The 15,557-nt window shown below is 71.9% G+C and carries 18 protein-coding genes and 1 pseudogene; 6 read left to right on the forward strand and 13 right to left on the reverse strand.

Features of this window, described 5'->3' with window-relative positions; genetic code table 11:
• Positions 1-40 precede the first annotated feature (40 nt).
• Positions 41-1,297, reverse strand: a complete 1,257-nt coding sequence (locus ACIO5D_RS18740; protein WP_363612726.1) for an MFS transporter — start codon at positions 1,295-1,297, stop codon at positions 41-43.
• Positions 1,298-1,494: 197 nt separating this feature from the next.
• On the opposite strand from ACIO5D_RS18740, the gene ACIO5D_RS18745 reads away from it, so the two are divergent.
• From ACIO5D_RS18745 to ACIO5D_RS18760, 4 genes are all read left to right on the forward strand, one after another.
• Positions 1,495-1,743, forward strand: a complete 249-nt coding sequence (locus ACIO5D_RS18745; protein WP_363612728.1) for a DUF2277 domain-containing protein — start codon at positions 1,495-1,497, stop codon at positions 1,741-1,743.
• Positions 1,744-1,776: 33 nt separating this feature from the next.
• Positions 1,777-2,013, forward strand: coding sequence for a DUF6296 family protein (locus ACIO5D_RS18750; protein WP_363612730.1), 237 nt, complete (start codon positions 1,777-1,779; stop codon positions 2,011-2,013).
• 69 nt (positions 2,014-2,082) lie between these two features.
• Positions 2,083-2,367 carry a DUF427 domain-containing protein gene (locus ACIO5D_RS18755; protein WP_363612732.1) on the forward strand — a complete coding sequence of 95 codons (285 nt, stop codon included), beginning with the start codon at positions 2,083-2,085 and terminating at the stop codon, positions 2,365-2,367.
• A 36-nt stretch (positions 2,368-2,403) separates the two neighbouring features.
• Positions 2,404-3,309 (forward strand): hypothetical protein, encoded by a 906-nt coding sequence (locus ACIO5D_RS18760; protein ID WP_400796434.1) that lies wholly within the window; start codon positions 2,404-2,406, stop codon positions 3,307-3,309.
• Positions 3,310-3,382: 73 nt separating this feature from the next.
• Here ACIO5D_RS18760 and ACIO5D_RS18765 read toward each other — a convergent pair whose 3' ends face one another.
• The 8 genes from ACIO5D_RS18765 to ACIO5D_RS18800 form a co-directional block, all read right to left on the reverse strand.
• Positions 3,383-3,736 (reverse strand): hypothetical protein, encoded by a 354-nt coding sequence (locus ACIO5D_RS18765; protein ID WP_363612736.1) that lies wholly within the window; start codon positions 3,734-3,736, stop codon positions 3,383-3,385.
• Between the two features lie 108 nt (positions 3,737-3,844).
• Positions 3,845-3,997, reverse strand: coding sequence for a hypothetical protein (locus tag ACIO5D_RS18770; RefSeq protein WP_363612738.1), 153 nt, complete (start codon positions 3,995-3,997; stop codon positions 3,845-3,847).
• A gap of 207 nt (positions 3,998-4,204) precedes the next feature.
• Complete coding sequence (locus ACIO5D_RS18775) at positions 4,205-5,419, reverse strand: cytochrome P450 (protein ID WP_400652801.1); 1,215 nt, start codon at positions 5,417-5,419, stop codon at positions 4,205-4,207.
• A gap of 176 nt (positions 5,420-5,595) precedes the next feature.
• Positions 5,596-5,826 (reverse strand): ferredoxin, encoded by a 231-nt coding sequence (locus ACIO5D_RS18780; RefSeq protein ID WP_400796436.1) that lies wholly within the window; start codon positions 5,824-5,826, stop codon positions 5,596-5,598.
• 201 nt (positions 5,827-6,027) lie between these two features.
• Positions 6,028-7,569: an ATP-dependent DNA ligase gene (locus tag ACIO5D_RS18785; RefSeq protein ID WP_400796440.1), complete on the reverse strand. Its 1,542-nt coding sequence runs from the start codon at positions 7,567-7,569 to the stop codon at positions 6,028-6,030.
• A gap of 396 nt (positions 7,570-7,965) precedes the next feature.
• Positions 7,966-8,289: a hypothetical protein gene (locus tag ACIO5D_RS18790; RefSeq protein WP_400652805.1), complete on the reverse strand. Its 324-nt coding sequence runs from the start codon at positions 8,287-8,289 to the stop codon at positions 7,966-7,968.
• Positions 8,289-9,041 carry an SDR family oxidoreductase gene (locus ACIO5D_RS18795; RefSeq protein WP_400652807.1) on the reverse strand — a complete coding sequence of 251 codons (753 nt, stop codon included), beginning with the start codon at positions 9,039-9,041 and terminating at the stop codon, positions 8,289-8,291. Before ACIO5D_RS18795 ends, ACIO5D_RS18790 begins: the two co-directional genes overlap by 1 nt.
• 242 nt (positions 9,042-9,283) lie before the next feature.
• Complete coding sequence (locus tag ACIO5D_RS18800) at positions 9,284-9,865, reverse strand: TetR/AcrR family transcriptional regulator (protein ID WP_400652808.1); 582 nt, start codon at positions 9,863-9,865, stop codon at positions 9,284-9,286.
• Positions 9,866-10,381: 516 nt separating this feature from the next.
• On the opposite strand from ACIO5D_RS18800, the pseudogene ACIO5D_RS18805 reads away from it, so the two are divergent.
• Positions 10,382-10,612, forward strand: a pseudogene (locus tag ACIO5D_RS18805) (Tn3 family transposase); the annotation flags it as partial.
• A gap of 202 nt (positions 10,613-10,814) precedes the next feature.
• Here the strand turns inward: ACIO5D_RS18805 and ACIO5D_RS18810 are convergent.
• Entirely contained in the window at positions 10,815-11,507 is a 693-nt protein-coding gene (locus ACIO5D_RS18810; protein WP_400796659.1) for a TetR/AcrR family transcriptional regulator, read from the reverse strand.
• A 53-nt stretch (positions 11,508-11,560) separates the two neighbouring features.
• Here ACIO5D_RS18810 and ACIO5D_RS18815 point away from each other — a divergent pair, with 53 nt between their 5' ends.
• The gene (locus tag ACIO5D_RS18815) at positions 11,561-12,679 is read left to right on the forward strand and encodes an FAD-dependent oxidoreductase (RefSeq protein WP_400796442.1); all 1,119 of its coding nucleotides are present in this window, start codon (positions 11,561-11,563) and stop codon (positions 12,677-12,679) included.
• Between the two features lie 98 nt (positions 12,680-12,777).
• Here the strand turns inward: ACIO5D_RS18815 and ACIO5D_RS18820 are convergent, their stop codons facing one another.
• The 3 genes from ACIO5D_RS18820 to ACIO5D_RS18830 form a co-directional block, all read right to left on the reverse strand.
• A complete protein-coding gene (locus ACIO5D_RS18820; protein WP_400796444.1) occupies positions 12,778-13,317 on the reverse strand; it encodes a winged helix-turn-helix domain-containing protein in 540 nt (179 codons plus the stop codon).
• A gap of 87 nt (positions 13,318-13,404) precedes the next feature.
• On the reverse strand, positions 13,405-14,745 hold the full coding sequence (locus tag ACIO5D_RS18825; protein ID WP_363612756.1) for an RICIN domain-containing protein: 1,341 nt from the start codon (positions 14,743-14,745) through the stop codon (positions 13,405-13,407).
• A 100-nt stretch (positions 14,746-14,845) separates the two neighbouring features.
• Positions 14,846-15,448: a recombinase family protein gene (locus ACIO5D_RS18830; RefSeq protein WP_400796662.1), complete on the reverse strand. Its 603-nt coding sequence runs from the start codon at positions 15,446-15,448 to the stop codon at positions 14,846-14,848.
• Between the last annotated feature and the right edge of the window lie 109 nt (positions 15,449-15,557).

Genomic DNA, 15,557 nt, shown 5'->3' on the forward strand with positions numbered 1-15,557 from the left:
GCCCGGCCCGCCGTGGAGTGGTCCGGGCGTCCGGGGCCGCTCAGCCGGGCAGCCCCGCCCCGGTGCACGGCTCGCCGTCCGGCACCGGGGCACGCCCGCCCGGCACCGGGGAAGCCGCGGGAAGCTCCGTCGCCCCCGGCACCGGCCGGTGCCGGGGGCGACGGTCGGCGGCCCAGGCGATCACCGCGATCACCGCGCCCGAGGCGGCCAGCCCGGCGCCGACCAGCGTGGGCGAGGTCCAGCCGAGCCCGGCGTCCAGGGCAAGGCCGCCGAAGTACGCCCCCTGGGCGTTGGCCAGGTTGAACGCGCCCTGCACGGTCGCCGAGGCCAGGGTCGGCGCGCTGCGCGCCTTCTGCATCACCAGGGTCTGCACGGCGGGCACGATCGCGAAGCCGAACATCCCCACCAGCACCACCGTGACGGCGGCCGACCACTCGGTGCGGGCGGTCACCGCGAACAGGGCGAGGGTCGCGGCGAGCAGCAGGAAGGCGACGCAGACGGTCGGGCGCAGCGCCCGGTCGGCCGCGAAGCCGCCCAGCACGTTGCCGATCGTCATCCCGACGCCGAACAGCGCCAGCACCAGGGTCACCGACCCGGTGGCGTATCCGGAGACCTCGGTGAGCAGCGGCGCGATGTAGCTGTAGCAGGCGAAGAAGCCGCCGCAGCCGAACACCACGGTGGCCAGCGCCAGCCATAGCTGCCCGTCGCGGAACGTGCGCAGCTCGTGCCGCAGCCCGGACTGCGCGGGGGAGGGCAGTTGGGGTACCAGACGGGCGATGGCGAGCGTTCCGGCGGCCCCGATCACGACCACCACCAGCATGGTCGCCCGCCAGCCGAGGTGCTGGCCGAGCAGGGTGGCGACCGGCACGCCGACGATGTTGGCGACGGTCAGACCGGAGAACATCACGGCGACCGCCCTGGCCCGTCGCTGCGGGGCGACCAGCTCGGCGGCGGCCACCGCCCCGGCGCCGAAGAACGCGCCGTGCGGCAGCCCGGTGACCAGCCGCGCCGCGGCCAGCGACCAGAAGTCGGGGGCGAGCGCGCAGAGCAGGTTGCCGGTCGCGAACAGGCCGGCCAGGGCGACCAGGACCGCCTTGCGCGGCCGCCCGGCCGCGAGGGCGGTGAGCAGCGGGGCGCCGATCACCACTCCGATGGCGTACGCGGAGATCAGCCAGCCGGCCTGCGGGATGGAGACGTCGAGGCTGTCGGCCACCTGGGGGAGCAGCCCCATGGCGGCGAATTCGGTGGTGCCGATGGCGAACGCGGTGACGGCCAGGGCAACCAGCGCGAGTGGCAAGGGGGTACTCCGGAGTGACGCCCGCACGCGGGGGCGGCGGGAGGAAGGGGCCGCGCGAGGACAGCACGGGACAGGGCGGGGGTGACGGGTTCGTGCGGAATCCTAGCCGGGCCGGATGGCGCCCCCGTGTGGAGCTCATGGCAAGACGGTGACGCACGGGGGTCGCCAGGCGGGCGCCCAGGCGCGAGACTGGGGTCATGTGCCGCAATATCAAGACACTGCGACCGCCCGTGACGCCCGACGCCGGAACGGAGGACTTCCACGCGGCCGCCCTGCAGTACGTGCGGAAGGTGTCCGGTTTCCGAGCCCCGGCGGCCCACAACCAGGAGGCCTTCGACCGGGCCGTCGAGGCGGTCGCCGAGGCCACCGCCCGGCTGCTCGCCGAGCTCGAGGTACGCGGCGCCCCCGCCCGTGCCGACCACGCCACCGCCGACGCGACCGTCTAGACCGGCGGCGGAACAGGGACCAGGAGGCCGGTGATGAACCCCGCCCATCGTTATGTGCTCACGTTCCCGGGCACCCCCGGCACCCAGGCCCCGCAGGATGTCGTGGTGGTCAGCCGCACGGCGACGGTCGGTCCCGGCGGGCACCCCGTGTACGAGGACGACAGCGGCATCGTCCGGGCCGAGATCAGTGAGGCGGGGGAGGTCCGGATCCTCGCCAGCGGGGGCCACCAGTCCGTGCATCTCCCCGTCCACGCCGAGCCGCTGCCGTAGTCGGCGACCGCCTGCCGCGGGCCGGCCGACCCGGCGGTTGTCGGCCCGCGAGCCGGGCAGAATCGACACATGACCACAGCGCGCTGGCAGGGCCAGGTCATCGCCGAGAGCGATGACACCACCGTCGTCGAGGGCAACCACTACTTCCCGGCCGATTCGGTCCGCGCGGAGTACCTGAGCCCGTCCGACACCACCACCGTCTGTAGCTGGAAGGGCACCGCGGAGTACTACACGCTGACCGTGGACGGCCGGACCAACCCGGACGCGGCCTGGTACTACGCCGACCCGAAGCCCGAGGCGGAGCACGTCCGGGGCCGGGTGGCCTTCTGGCGCGGGGTGGAGATCACCGAGTAGCGCGTACCGCCGCGCCGCACCGGGTACCGGCAGAGCATGGCACTCTTCAGGAAACCGGGGCTCAGGAAACCGGGGCGCCGCGGGCCTGCCGAGCCCACCCCGGAACACGTCGCCGACGAGCTGGCCGGACTGGTCGAGGAACTGGAGCGGCCCACCCCCGGGGCGCCCGCGGGCGCCCCGGCCCGGCGGGTCACCGGGGACCGGGCCGAGCGCGCCCGGCGCCGGGGCGCGGCTCTGGTCGCCTCCGTCGCCCGGCTGCTCGGCAGCGGCGGCCGGGTCGCCGCCAAGGGCGCCGCGTACGGCGGCCGGGCCCTCGCCGACCAACTGGTGCAGGCCGCACCGCGAATCCCGGTGCGTGATCTGGCCACCCTGCGGGCCCAGCATCCCGGTGCCGCCGACCCGGACCGGCTGGCCGACCTGCTGATCACCGGCGCCTGCCGCGCCTCGGGCGCGCTCGGCGCCGGGGTCGGCGCGGCGGCGATGCTGCCCGTACCGCCCGCGATGCCGGTGGAGATCGCCGCCGAGACGCTCGCCGTGGCGGCCGTGGAGATCAAGCTGATCGCGGAGCTGCACGAGGTGTACGGCGTCCCGGCCCAGGGGACGGCCACCCAGCGGGCCTTCGCCTACCTCGGGGCCTGGGCCAACCGCCGGGGCGTCGACGGGGCGGCCCTGGTCAGACCGGCCGGGTTCGCCGCGATGGCCCTCGGCTCCGAGGTGCGCCAGCAGGTCCGCAAACGGCTCACCCGCAGCTCGCTGCGCCGCCTGCCCTCGCTGACCCCGCTGCTGGTCGGCGCCGGCATCGGCGCGAACGTGAACCGGCGCGACACCCGCAGGCTCGCCCGTGAGGTGCGCGCGGACCTGCGCTCCCGCGGCCCGGCCGTCCCCGCCTACTGGTCCGCCGCGGCCCCGGCGGTCCCGGGCGAGGCCGAGCCGCATGACTGACGGAGACCCGGGCCCGGGACCGGGCGGCCGCAGGGCCTCCACCGCGGCCGTCCGGTGATGCCGGACGGAGCCCCTACGTGCCCGGTGCCTCCGGGGCGCTCGCGCCCCGTCCGGCCTTGACGCCGTTGACCATCGCCTGGTGGACCGCCCGGGCGACGGCCTCGTCCGGGGCCGGCACGGGACTGCCCGCCACCGTGTACCAGTCCAACGCGCCCGTGTACTGCACGGTCAGCCGGGCCTCGCCGTCCGCCCAGGTGGTGTGCAGGGTCAGGTCGCCGGATATCGGGCCCACTTCGGCGGTGGTGACCCCGCCGGGCCCGCTGATGATCGACTGGGTGGTCCAGGTCGCCCAGGATGCCCGCGGATCCCCGGGCGGGTCCGCCTGCTGCCCGCGCTGCGCCTCCGTGCCGTGCTGCTGTTCGCTCATGCGTCGATCCTTCCTCGCAGGTCTGCCGCCGCTGCGGCAGCGACATCGCGGTCGCTGAGGCCGCCCGTACGCCGGGCGGCCTCGTGGCAACTCGTTCGTCGTGGACGGTCAGCTACCCGCCACGGGCTCTTCCATGGGGGCGCCTTCCGCCTGCGAGGTGTCCTGCGCGTGCTGGTTCTGCATCGAGGTGATGCCCTCCTCGGGGTCGGCCGCGCGGATGTCCTCCTCGCGGTCGGCGCTCACCTCGGACCGTGCGCTCATGTCGGTCATCGTGGGCTCCGTCTCCTCGGCCGACCGGGGCGTGCCGCAGGTCGCAGGTCGCAGGTCGCGGGACGCCGGGGCGCCCCGCGGCGCCGGGCGGCCGCCGGGCCGGGTTTCTCTGCCCCTCAAGCCTGCCTCCGCAGCCGCCGTACGGCCAACCGGGGCCCGCGCCGGGGCCGACCGGGCCGCCCGGCCGCCCGCGCGGTGTCACCAGGTGACCGGCACCGACTCCACTCCGAAGACGACCGCGTCCGTGCGGAAGGACAGCTCGCTCTCGGGTACCGCGAGCCGCAGCCCGGGCAGCCGGCGGAACAGCGTGGCCAGGGCGATCTGCAGCTCGGCCCGGGCCAGCGGCTGGCCCAGGCACTGGTGCACGCCGAAGCCGAAGGCGACGTGGCGGCGGGCGTCCCGGTCCAGGTCCAGCTCGTCCGCGGGCAGGTGGCCGGGGGTGGCGAACACCGCGTCGTCCCGGTTGGCGGTGGAGAGCATCGCGATCACCCCGTCGCCGGCCCGGACCAGGGTGCCGCCCAGCTCGACGTCCTCCAGGGCCAGCCGGGGCAGGCCGGTGTGGACGATGCTGAGGTGGCGCAGCAGCTCCTCCACCGCGCCGGGTACCGCCGAGGGGTCGGCCAGCCGGGCGGCCTGTTCGGGGCGGCGGAGCAGGAGAACGGTGGAGAGGGCCGTCATGTTGGCGGTGGTCTCGTGCCCGGCGACCAGCAGCAACAGGCCGGTCGAGGCGATCTCCCGGAGGGAGAGGTCGTCGCGGGCGGCGAGCCGGCTGAGGATGTCCTGGCCGGGGCTGCGGCGCTTCCGGGCGGCCAGGCCGCCGAGGTAGTCCAGCAGCTCGGCCTGGGCCCGGGCGACCTCCGCCTCCTCGGCGGTGGTGCTGATGATCACGCGGCTGAGGGCCTGGAACAGCTCGCGGTCCTCGTACGGGACGCCGAGCAGCAGGCAGATCACCAGCGAGGGCACCGGCAGCGCGAAGCCGGTGACCAGGTCGGCGGGGGAGCCGCTCGCGATCATCCGGTCGATCGCCTCGTCGACGATCTGCTGGATCTCCGGGCGCAGCGCCTCGACCCGCTTGACCAGGAAGTCCCCGGTGACCATGCGGCGCAGCCGGGAGTGCTCGGGGTCGTCGAGGCGGATGAAGCTGGGATCGGCGGCGGCGATCTCGCGCCGGCCGGGGGTGACGAAGGGGAACTCGGGCCGACGGGCGTCCGCGCTGAACCGGCGGTCGGAGAGCACGGTACGGACTTCGCGGTAGCCGGTCACCAGCCAGCAGGAGGAGCCGTCCAGCAGCTCGGCGCGGGTGACGGAGCCCTCGTGCGCGGCCTCGGTGTAGGCGGGCGGCGGGCTGAACGGGCACCCGCCGACGCGCGGGGCGGGCAACAGGCGGGCGGGGGCGGTGGGCGTGCTCGTCAAGGTGGATTCTCCTCGCGTGGCAAGTGACGGAAAGCGGGTGGCGAGTGGACGGTGGCGGCCGGTCGGCGGTGGGCCGCCCGGGTACCCGCGGCGCGCACCCGGTATGGGGCACCGGGCAGGGGCGCCGGGCCTCGACGGGGCGTGGGGGACAGGGGGCCCCGCGCCCCACCCGTCGGTCACGACGCCCGGTCGTCCCCGGCGTCTCCCGCCTCTCCCGCGTCCTCGGTGACGGTGATCGCACCGCCCGGGCAGAGCTCCGAGGCGAGTCTCACATCGTCGAACCGCGTTGGTGTCACAAGAGTCTGACGAAGACTCACAATCCCGTCCGAGTCGCCCTGTTCGAAGATCTCCGGCGCGGTCAGAACGCACTGGCCGGAGCTGCAGCAGCGGTCCTGGTCGATGCTCACCTGCATGTACGGACACCTCTCGGTGGTGTGGCACCGGATCATCCGGGCCGGCTGCCCCCGCTATCGGTGTCAACCTAACCGTCGCTCTGTCGCACACGAAGAGTGCGGAGGCGGTATCGCACAGAATGGCCGAATCTGTTCTCGCATCGAACAGCCATGAAACGGAAGGGATTTGAGTGAACGTCATACCTGGGGCGGGTGTCAGAGCCCCTCGGCCGCGGCGATCCGGCGGACGGTGGCGACGGTGTCCGCCTCGTCGGCGCTCTTGTCCGTCCGGTAGCGCAGTACCCGGGCGAACCGGAGGGCCAGCCCGGCGGGGTAGCGTGGGCTGCGCTGGACGCCGTCGAAGGCGATCTCCACGACGAGTTCCGGCCGTACCCTCACGATGTACGCATCTCGTTCGACCTCGCGGGCGAGCAGTTCGCCGGTCTGCCAGGCGAGGATTTCGTCGGTCAGGCCCTTGAAGGTCTTGCCGAGCATCACCCACGGCCCGAGGCCGGGCTCGCCCGCGGCCCGGGCCCCCAGGTGCAGATTGCTGAGGAAGCCGCGCCGTCGGCCGCTGCCCCATTCGGCGGCCAGCACCACGAGGTCCAGGGTGTGCCGGGGCTTCACCTTGATCCAGCCCGCGCCGCGCCGCCCGGCCGCGTAGCCGGCCGCCGGGTCCTTGACCAGGACGCCCTCGTGGCCGAGCGCCAGGGTCTCGCGGAAGAACGCCAGTGCCCGCGCGCGGTCCCCGGTCTCGACGCGCGCCACCCGTAGCCCGGCCGGCGCGGACTCGGCCAGGGCGGACCAGCGTTCCCGCCCCGGACGGTCCACCAGGTCGTCGCCGTCCCGGTGCAGCAGGTCGAAGAAGTAGGCGCTGAGCGGGACTTCGGTGCGCAGCCGGTCCGGGTCCCGGCGGGAGGCGGTCCGCGCGGCGGTCTCCTGGAACGGGCGCGGACGGCCGTCGGGGGCGAGCGCGATCGCCTCGCCGTCCAGCACCGCCGAACGGACGGGCAGGCTGAGCGCGGCCTCCGCCACCTCGGGCACCCGGGCGGTGATGTCCTCCAGACCGCGGGTGAACACCGCGACGTCCTGGCCGTCCCGGTGCACCTGCACCCGGATGCCGTCCAGTTTCCACTCCAGCGCGGCCGGTCCGGTCCGGTCGAGCGCCGAGGCCACGTCCGGTGCGGAGGCGGCCAGCATCGGCCGTACCGGGCGGCCCACCTCCAGCCGGAAGGCGTCCAGGGCCGGCACCCCGCCGGTGAGCGCCGCCTCGGCGACCGCGCGGGCCGAGCCCCGGAACATCAGCGCCCGGCGCACCGCTGCCGCCGGTACTCCGGTGGCCTGCGCCACCGCGTCCGCGACGACGGCGTCCAGCGCGCCCTGGCGCAGTTCGCCGATCAGGACCGCGCGCAGGAACCCCTGCTCGGCCTCGGTGGCCCGCTCGAACAGTCCGGCCAGCAGCCGGCGCCGCTCGGCCTGCGCGCCCGCGCCGTGCACCTCGGCGATCCGTTCCAGGGCCCGTTCGGTCTCCCGGACGCCGAGCGAAGGCCCGGCGGCGGCCGACGGGAGATCCCGGAGACTCGCGGGCCCGATGCCGGTGCGCAGCCGGTGCGACTCGCCGGAGAGCAGCGAGACCGCCGCCGGGGCCTCGGCCGGGCCGAGCTCGCGCAGGAGGTCCGCCAGCAGGGCGGTCTTGGCCCGGCGACCGGGCTCGTCCGCCACGGCACGGGAGACCAGGGCCAGGTGTCGGAGCAGCATACGGGGCTCCTCGGGTGCGGGTGCGGGTGTCGGCCGGGAGGTCCAGGATCGGCGACCGGGCCCGGCCCGGGCCGCAGGACACGCTTCGGCGGTCTCGCCGGCGGCGCGATGGACGGTGGGGTGGACGGCGGGTGGACGCACTGCCCGCCCGGGGGCCGCTCGCCGCCGGGCGCGGCCGGAACGCGATCGGGGGTTGGTACTGGTGTGCTCTCGTAATCAACTGTCGCCAGTTCCTTGTGGAACCCAGCCTGCTGGTGACCGTGTGTGGTCTCCAGTGGCGTATCGGCTCCAGGTCCCGCCGGTCTCCTTGAGCAGGCGGGTGGTCTTGTCGTGGTAGCCGAGAGCGTCCGCGACGACGGGGGCGGGCACCTCCAGGAGTTGCTGTCGGATGGCGGCTCAGCCGGGGAGTTCTTCGCTGTCCGGCAGAAGTCGTCGGAGTCCATCGACGGTCTGACGTCGGTGGAACGGGTTCTCTGGAACTGAGGGGAGCACGCTGATCGGCATCTTGAGCGTCGCCAGCTCGGTGTCGGTGACGGCTCGCGGGGTCTGCCCGTCCGGCAAGTCACGAATGATCTGGTCGGAGGCGCCGAGGTTGGTCAGGCCGATGCGGGTGCGGGAGTCCGCTGCGGGGTCTCCGGCGGTTGCGGGCCATGCCAGCGCCAGTCTTGCGATCCAGAGGCCGCCATGGATCAGGAGGACTGCGGAGTTGTCCGTGTCCATCAGCGCCAATGGAGATCTCCGATCATCGCAACTTCCGCGCCTCCGTCGGCGAATACGACCTGACCGGTAACGAAACGGTTGTCCGCGCCGGCAAGCCAGCAGATGAGCTCGCCAACCCACTCCGGCCGCCCAGGAAAGCCGCCGAACGGTTGCGGTGAGGCGGTCTCGACGGCGGTGCGGATGTCTTCGCTCGCGAAGATCCAGGAGGCGGCAGGTGTGTCGACGACGCCGGGTGCGACGGCGTTGAGGGCGATGCCGGCTCCCGCCCATTCTGGTGTTGAGGCAACCCTGCGCACCCAACGATTCAGCGCACGCTTGGCGGCGCCGTAGGCGCCCGCGGCACCAACTAGAGATGGCTCAGCGTTGGCAAGAGCCACGGCAGCGGCTTCGTCGCCGTCGAGGCATGCCTGCAAGACGCGCTCGTCCGCGGGCGCCAGCGAAGAGGTCGACGACACGGCCACAGCTCGAGGCGCATCGCTCTGCGCCAGCAGCGGCCGCAAGCCTTCGAGCGTCGCGACGGCACCGAAGTAGTTCGTCTCGAGGAGCCCGGTCCTGCCACCACCCGCGACGGCGAGCACTGCGTCGATGGGCCCACGCTCGGCCACCTGGTCGACCAGTGCCTGTCGGCCCCGGGGCGTGGACAAGTCTGCCTGGATGTCGGCGTCGTTGAGGTCACACCCGATGACCTGGGCGCCGCGCTCGCGAAGCAGCGTCGCGGTGGCAGCGCCGATGCCGGACGCCGAGCCGGTCACGACGTACGTCCGCCCGACGATTCCTGTATATGGCATTGCTTCCTTCCGTGTTCCCGTCCTGGACGGCGGTGGCGTTTCAGGACCGCAGAATCTGCGTTCCCTCACACTGCTTCCTGCGATTTCAGGCACTCGACGCCCGCCTCAAGGGGAGGCCGGGACCCCGCGCCGTCGGTAGTGACAAGGGCTGCCTGCGACCGAGGTCCGGCTTGGCGCGGCTGGTTCACCGGGGACCTGCGGACCATCTATGGCTGCTCACGCGTGCCGCGGTCGAAGAGTTCGATGAGCTCGTTTGCGCACAGGTCGGGGTCGAGGCCGGCGGACAGGAGCGGGGCCGCGTTGTCGATCGAGGCTCGCAGCGCCGCCGCCATGACCTGCGGATCGAAGGAGCGGAAGGCTCCGGTGCGCTGCCCGGTGGCGAACAGGCTGGCCAGCCGGTTCTGCGATTCGATGTGGTGTCGTTCCCAGCCGCCCAGACCGCCGTTGAGAAGGATCTGTTGGAGCGCCCGCATGTGCGCCGAGTGGCCGGCGATGAACCCCACGTTCGCCCGGATGGCGGCGGCGAGCAGTTCGCGAGTGCCCGTGGCGGCCTCAAGGGCGGGCCGCATGTACGTTTCAACGTCGGCGACGATCTGGTCGGCGACGGCTGCAAACAGTTCGTCTTTGCTGGAGAAGTGGTAGGTGATCAGCCGCTTGCTGCTGAGCCCGGCCTCCTTGCAGATGGCCTCGAAGGTGGTGGCCTGGTAGCCGCGCTCGCCCAGCAAGGCGATTGCGGCACGAGTGATCTGTTCCTTGCGGGCCGCAGTCGCTGCATGACGGGTAGTCATGATGGTGCGCTTACTTGTCTGATTGGGGGTAGGCCCACGGGGACGGCCTTGCGGCCCGCCACGACCGCCACCACGGCCAGAGATTTATCCATACGGATAAAGTTATCCGCACGGATAACGTATGGCAAGTCGTATTGGATCGCCACTGGAAGATCTCGGGCCTGACGGCTTCCCAGCGCGATGGTGAGCTGTCATCAGTGTTCCCGTCTTGCGGTGCGTTGGCTGATGTCAGCGGCGTAGGTGGTCCAGTCGCCGGCTGCGGCTCGCTGCCATTGGACGGCGACGCTGATGTGGATGCCGAGCATGCGTGCCAGTGGTGCGGCTGGGAGTTCCTCGGCGAGTTGGAACAGGGCCGCAGTGCGGGATCGGCCGGGGAGGACGCCGATGGCGCGGAGTCGCTCGGAGAGCCGGAACGAACTGATCGGGTGTCCTGGTCGTCCGCCAGGGAACAGCCACGGCGACGTGTCGGGGGGCTCCGAGTGACGCGTGCCCCTGGCGATCCGCGGCCACGTGGTGCAGGCCAACCTCCAGGAGGGCCGCCACGCGCTCGCCCGGAAGATCTTCCACGGTCGGGCCGGACAGCTCTACCAGCGCTACCAGGACGGCATGGAGGATCAGACCGGCGCTCTCGGACTGGTCCTCAACGCCCTGGTGTTCTTCGACACCAGGCACATGGACGCCGCCGTCACGCAGCTGCGCGAGGACGGCTTCGACGTCCGCGACGAGGACGTGGCCCGCCGCTCCCCCTGGCGGCGGTCGTCAGCGGCGCAGGACGCCGACGACCCGTTCCCCGCCGAGGATGGGAGCGTCCTCGCACGCGGCGGGCGTGACCAGGCAGGGGCCCACCCACTTGAGGGCGGCACCAACGTTATGAAGTGGTGGCGGCGCAAGCCCGCACGGCCCGGGGACACCGGCCCCGACCTCGCTCGCACTCGGCAAGAGCTGAGCGTCACACCGGCGGCCGGGTGAGTTTGGCGGCCACGGCGTCGAGGACCCAGTCCAGGCCGGTCGCGAAGGATGCCTCGGCGTCCACGTCCGTGCCGTCGTACACGGCCTTGGTCAGCGCCGGGAAGCGGCCCGTGGCCAGCATTCTCATCACATGCGGGCCGGAGGCGCGCTGCCAGTCGTGCTTGGACAGCCCCGTGGCGCGTTCGGCCCGAAGGTTCGCGATCTCGCGTCTGATCGCGCCGGTGAAGTAGGCGCTGACAGTCTCCACGGCGCGCATGACGGTGTCGATGTCGGCGAGGCCGTCGAGGGCGGCCAGCGTGGCCTCGGTCACGGCGAGGCCGTTCGGGCCCAGGGTCGGGCGGCCGCCGAGCAGGTCGGCCAGCCATTCGTGACGGAGAGCGGCCTGCCTGGTGCGGTGGGCGAGGATGCGCAGGGCCTCCCGCCAGTCACCGGACTGCTCCTCGGGGAGAATCTCGGCGTGGACCTCGTCCACCATGAGGTCGAACAGCTCCTCCTTGGTGGAGATGTATCCGTACAGCCGCATCGGGCCGGCGTCCAGCCGGGCGGCGACCTTGCGCAACGACACCGCCCCCAGCCCGCCCTCGTCGGCCAGCGCGATGGCGGCGGCGACGATCCGCTCCCGGTCGAGCGGCACGGGGCGAGTCGGCGGCTCCGGCCGGTCCCACACAGTCATGGTCACGCCGTTCTGTTGCGATGCGTCGTCATGGGGAAATACGGTGTATCGACATGAGACATCGTATCGCTGTGGTCGGGAGCGGCCCTGCCGGCCTTGCCTTCGCCCGTGTCCTGCACCGCCATGACTACCCCGTCGCCGTCCTCGAACGCGATCCCGCCCCCGAGGCCCGCCCCCCGGGCGGCACACTGGACCTGCACGAAGGGCTGGGCCAGCTCGCGCTGGACAAGGCGGGGCTGCTGGCGGAATTCCGGGCGCTGTCTCGTCCCGAGGGGCAGGCCATGCGCATCCTGGACCCGGACGGGACCGTCCTGCGCGACTGGCGACCCCGTTCAGATGACCGGGCCAATCCCGAGATCGACCGCGGGCAACTCCGTGACCTGCTGCTCGGCCCTCTCGACGTCCGGTGGGGGCGGGGCGTGACGCAGGTGGTGCCGGGGACCCGGGATGGCGTACTGGTCCATTTCGCGGACGGGCGCCAGGAGACGTTCGACCTCGTGGTCGGCGCGGACGGCGCCTGGTCCCGGATCCGCCCGGCAGTCTCGTCGGTGACGCCGCACTACACCGGCGTCACCTCGGTCGAGACCTCCCTCGACGACGTCGACACCCGCCACCCCGACCTCGCCCGGTTGATCGGCGACGGCTCCGTGGCTGTGTACGGCGTGAACCGAGCTCTCGTCGCCCAGCGCAACAGCGGCGGCCACGTCAAGGTGTACGCCCAGTTCCGCGCGCCGCTGGACTGGCACACGAACCTGGACCTGGCCGACGTCGAGGCCGTGCGATCGAGTCTGCTGGCTCTGTTCGACGGCTGGGCCGCTCCCGTCCTCGACCTCCTCCGCCACGGCACCGCTTTCGTCCACCGCCCCCTCTACGTCCTGCCCGTGTCCCACACCTGGACCCACGTCTCCGGGGTGACGCTACTGGGCGACGCCGCCCATCTGATGCCCCCATTGGGGGCGGGCGCGAACCTCGCGATGCTGGAAGGCGCCGAACTCGCCGAGTCCATCGCCACCGGCCCTGGAGATCTGGACGAGGCCGTCCGTGCCTTCGAGGAACAGATGTGGGCACGGGCCGGCAGGTGGGCGAAGATCACGATGGCCGGGCTGGAACGCCTCGTGAGCCCGGACCCCGCCGAAGCCCTCGCCCTCTTCGACCAAGTCCAGCCATCCTGACCGCCAAGCGCGAGAGTACCAGCACTGACAGCTCGCCACGGCTTCACGGACCACCGGCGTGCACCCGATGCGGCCCCAGGTCCTGGCGCGCGGCGGTCTCATGGTCTGCCCGGCTTCGTCCTCGAAGACGAGCCAGGCTCCCCGAGCCGCCGCGGCGCTTTTACCCGGGGCCACACCTCCTTCTTCCACAACTCGACCGCCTGGTCGTCCCGTTCGATGGCCCGGCGGGTCGGCTGCTGCCAGGACCAGCCGTGGCGCTTGAGCAGTGCCCAGGTCCCCTCGACGGTATAGCCGACGTGGAACAGCCGGCCGATCAGCGTCTTCACCCGCGCGAGCGTCCACCGCTGGTCCTCCCAGCCATGGGCGAGCGGACCACGCTCCAACTCGCGCTCCAGCCTGCCGATTTGCTTCTCGCCGAGCCTCGGGCGACCGGGTGAGCCCTTCGAGAGGACCCCGGCCTCGCCGCGCTCACGCCACTGCCGGCGCCATCGCTCCACCGACCGCTCGCTCACCCGCAGCGCGGTGGCGATCTCCCGGTTCTTCTCCCCGCCCTCGAAGCGTTCCATGGCCTGCAGCCGGATCCGCTCCCGCGCGGCCCTCTCGGTGTCGGTCAACCCGCCGCCCTGCGCGTATCTCACAGGCTCAGGGCTACCGGACCCACCCGACAGCTGTCAGGCGAACCGCCCCGACATCACGCTTTCAGGTTCAGTAGCGGTCCGACGAGGTCAGACCATGCGCCAGTCGAAGTACTGCGAAGGGCTGCCGTTGCAGTCCCAGAGCTGCAGCTTCGTCCCTGACGCGATGATCCCATTGGTGACGTCCAGGCACATGTTCGTCCCCAGGTTGCGCAGCCTGTTGCCGGTGCCCTCGTGGACCCAGCGCTGCGCGACCGTGCCGTTGCAGCCGTAGGTCTGGATCTTGGTGCCCTTGGCCGCGATGCCGCCCGCCACGTCGAGGCACTGGCCCAGGGCGCGGAGCTCGAACCCGTCCAGGGCGTCGTCGATGGGCACGCGCCGCCATGCCTGCGAGTTGGACCAGTTGCACCCGTACAACTGGACGGGGGTGCGGTCCTCGGTACGTCCGCCCTCGACGTCGAGGCACAGGTTGGTGCTCCCGACGTTCCAGCCGACCGCCCGGTTGGTGTCGTTGACGAACCGCTCGGCATCGCGGTTGCTGTAGCCGATCCAGTCCGTCGAGATCATGTTCGGCATCCGGCCGAGCGTCTTCGGCTCGCACGCCTTCACCGAGCGGTAGAAGTCGTCGTACGAACGCGCGGAGAAGTTGTTGTTGAAGAACAGCTTCTGGAACGCGCGGGCGTTGGTGTTGGCATGGCTGTTGGGGCCGTCACCATTGGCCCAGGTCGCCTTTCCCAGCTGGGTGGAGATCCCGTCGCCCTTGCGGTCGTTGCAGGCGCCGACGCCGTCGTCGTAGTGGTTCTGTACGGTCCACTCCTTCATGGGGAAGACGTTCAGATCCTGCTTGTCGTACCTCCCCGACAGCATCAGCAGGCGCTTGTTCGTGTTCACCATGTCCTCGACCCTGGGCCAGCCCTTGTTCCAGACGTCCCACGCGTTGGGGTTGAACGCCAGGTCCTGCAGGCCCGGCACCAGATCGAACTCCCGCTGGAGCTGAGCGGTGTCGGTGTAGTCCTCGAAGGTGAGGACGAAGATCTCGTGGGGATTGTTGCGGAGGAAGTCCACGATGGTCTGCATGTGCAGGAACAGCCGCTTGCCCCCGGTCAAGTCGGGGGCTCCGTGCTCGACCCACACCCCGTTGCCGGTACCCCAGATGTCGAGCTCCGTCGCCCGTACGTTCAGGCTGTTCAGCTGGTCGCGCAGGGAGTAGCTCTGGTTCTGCGCGAAGTTGACGCCGTCGGCGCTGTTGGAGAATCCGTTGTGGCTGCCCAGCAGAGTGATCTCGTCGAGATGGCGGTTGTTCCAGCCGTCCGGCGGAGCGGCCTGGGCGGGCGTGGGAGCCAGTACGGCCCCGAAGGCGAGCAGGAACGCCACCATCGCCCAGGCCACGGCCGGCAGCCCCTGCCGTCGGCCTCTTGCAATCGTCTGCATGTGATGCGACTCCTTGTCCCCCTCGTCCGCCCCGTTTCGCCGCGGGTGCGGCGTGGGCGGCAAGGACTCGAAGAGCATGCAAAGCGGAGATCAACGTTCATTAAACGGACGCATGCCGAGCCGCGCCGGACCCGGAGCTCCGGCCGTCAGCAGGGGCTGGAAGAAGCCGGATGCCTCCGGAGCGTGCCAGGTGGGCGCCTCGAAACCGGTCTCCGTGACGAACTCCGAGAGGCGGGACTGGGAGAGGTGGAGCGGGTCGGGCCCGTGGGTCAGGGTCTCTTCGGGGCATGACCCAGATACGCCGGAAACCCGCCACGGGATGATCTTGCAGACCGGAGGACTCGCTACAGGGTGTTGCTCGCGAGGGCGGCGACGCGGTTCTCGTACTCGCGGTGCGCCTTGCGCTGAGCTGGGATCGCTGGGGCGCCCGGGGTGCCGTCGAGGGACTGGCAGCGGATGAGGAGCTGGGGTCCATGGCGGAGAACGCGCCGTCGTGGATGCGCAGCGCGACTTGGTCGCGGTGGAGGACGTCGAGCACGTCGAGGATGTGCCCGGTGCCGCGTACGAGGCGGAACATCTCGGAGATGTGCACGGTGTCGCCCGGCCGGGCGTAGGCGAGCAGTTCGCCGAACTTCGGCCGCTCAAGGGGGTGGAGGCGGCTGGAGGTGCCGGCCTGTTCCTCGAGGACGACCGGGTCTTCGATCCCGGCCTTCGGTTAGGACGAGGTTTTGCCGGTCGGTCGACTGCTGGTCCGTCGACACCCGTTTGTAGACCAGGTTGGCCATGCCGCTCCCCGCTCTCGGTGGTCGCAT

Origin of the sequence: Kitasatospora sp. NPDC087315 (genome assembly GCF_044744345.1) — a bacterium.
In the GTDB taxonomy this organism is placed as follows: domain Bacteria; phylum Actinomycetota; class Actinomycetes; order Streptomycetales; family Streptomycetaceae; genus Kitasatospora.

Coding starts and splice junctions, on each gene's coding strand:
- ACIO5D_RS18745 (WP_363612728.1), top strand. CDS start 1,495: ATGTGCCGCAATATCAAGACACTGCGACCGCCCGTGACGCCCGACGCC.
- ACIO5D_RS18750 (WP_363612730.1), top strand. CDS start 1,777: ATGAACCCCGCCCATCGTTATGTGCTCACGTTCCCGGGCACCCCCGGC.
- ACIO5D_RS18755 (WP_363612732.1), top strand. CDS start 2,083: ATGACCACAGCGCGCTGGCAGGGCCAGGTCATCGCCGAGAGCGATGAC.
- ACIO5D_RS18760 (WP_400796434.1), top strand. CDS start 2,404: ATGGCACTCTTCAGGAAACCGGGGCTCAGGAAACCGGGGCGCCGCGGG.
- ACIO5D_RS18765 (WP_363612736.1), bottom strand. CDS start 3,736: ATGAGCGAACAGCAGCACGGCACGGAGGCGCAGCGCGGGCAGCAGGCG.
- ACIO5D_RS18770 (WP_363612738.1), bottom strand. CDS start 3,997: ATGAGCGCACGGTCCGAGGTGAGCGCCGACCGCGAGGAGGACATCCGC.
- ACIO5D_RS18785 (WP_400796440.1), bottom strand. CDS start 7,569: ATGCTGCTCCGACACCTGGCCCTGGTCTCCCGTGCCGTGGCGGACGAG.
- ACIO5D_RS18790 (WP_400652805.1), bottom strand. CDS start 8,289: ATGGACACGGACAACTCCGCAGTCCTCCTGATCCATGGCGGCCTCTGG.
- ACIO5D_RS18800 (WP_400652808.1), bottom strand. CDS start 9,865: ATGACTACCCGTCATGCAGCGACTGCGGCCCGCAAGGAACAGATCACT.
- ACIO5D_RS18810 (WP_400796659.1), bottom strand. CDS start 11,507: ATGACTGTGTGGGACCGGCCGGAGCCGCCGACTCGCCCCGTGCCGCTC.
- ACIO5D_RS18815 (WP_400796442.1), top strand. CDS start 11,561: ATGAGACATCGTATCGCTGTGGTCGGGAGCGGCCCTGCCGGCCTTGCC.
- ACIO5D_RS18825 (WP_363612756.1), bottom strand. CDS start 14,745: ATGCAGACGATTGCAAGAGGCCGACGGCAGGGGCTGCCGGCCGTGGCC.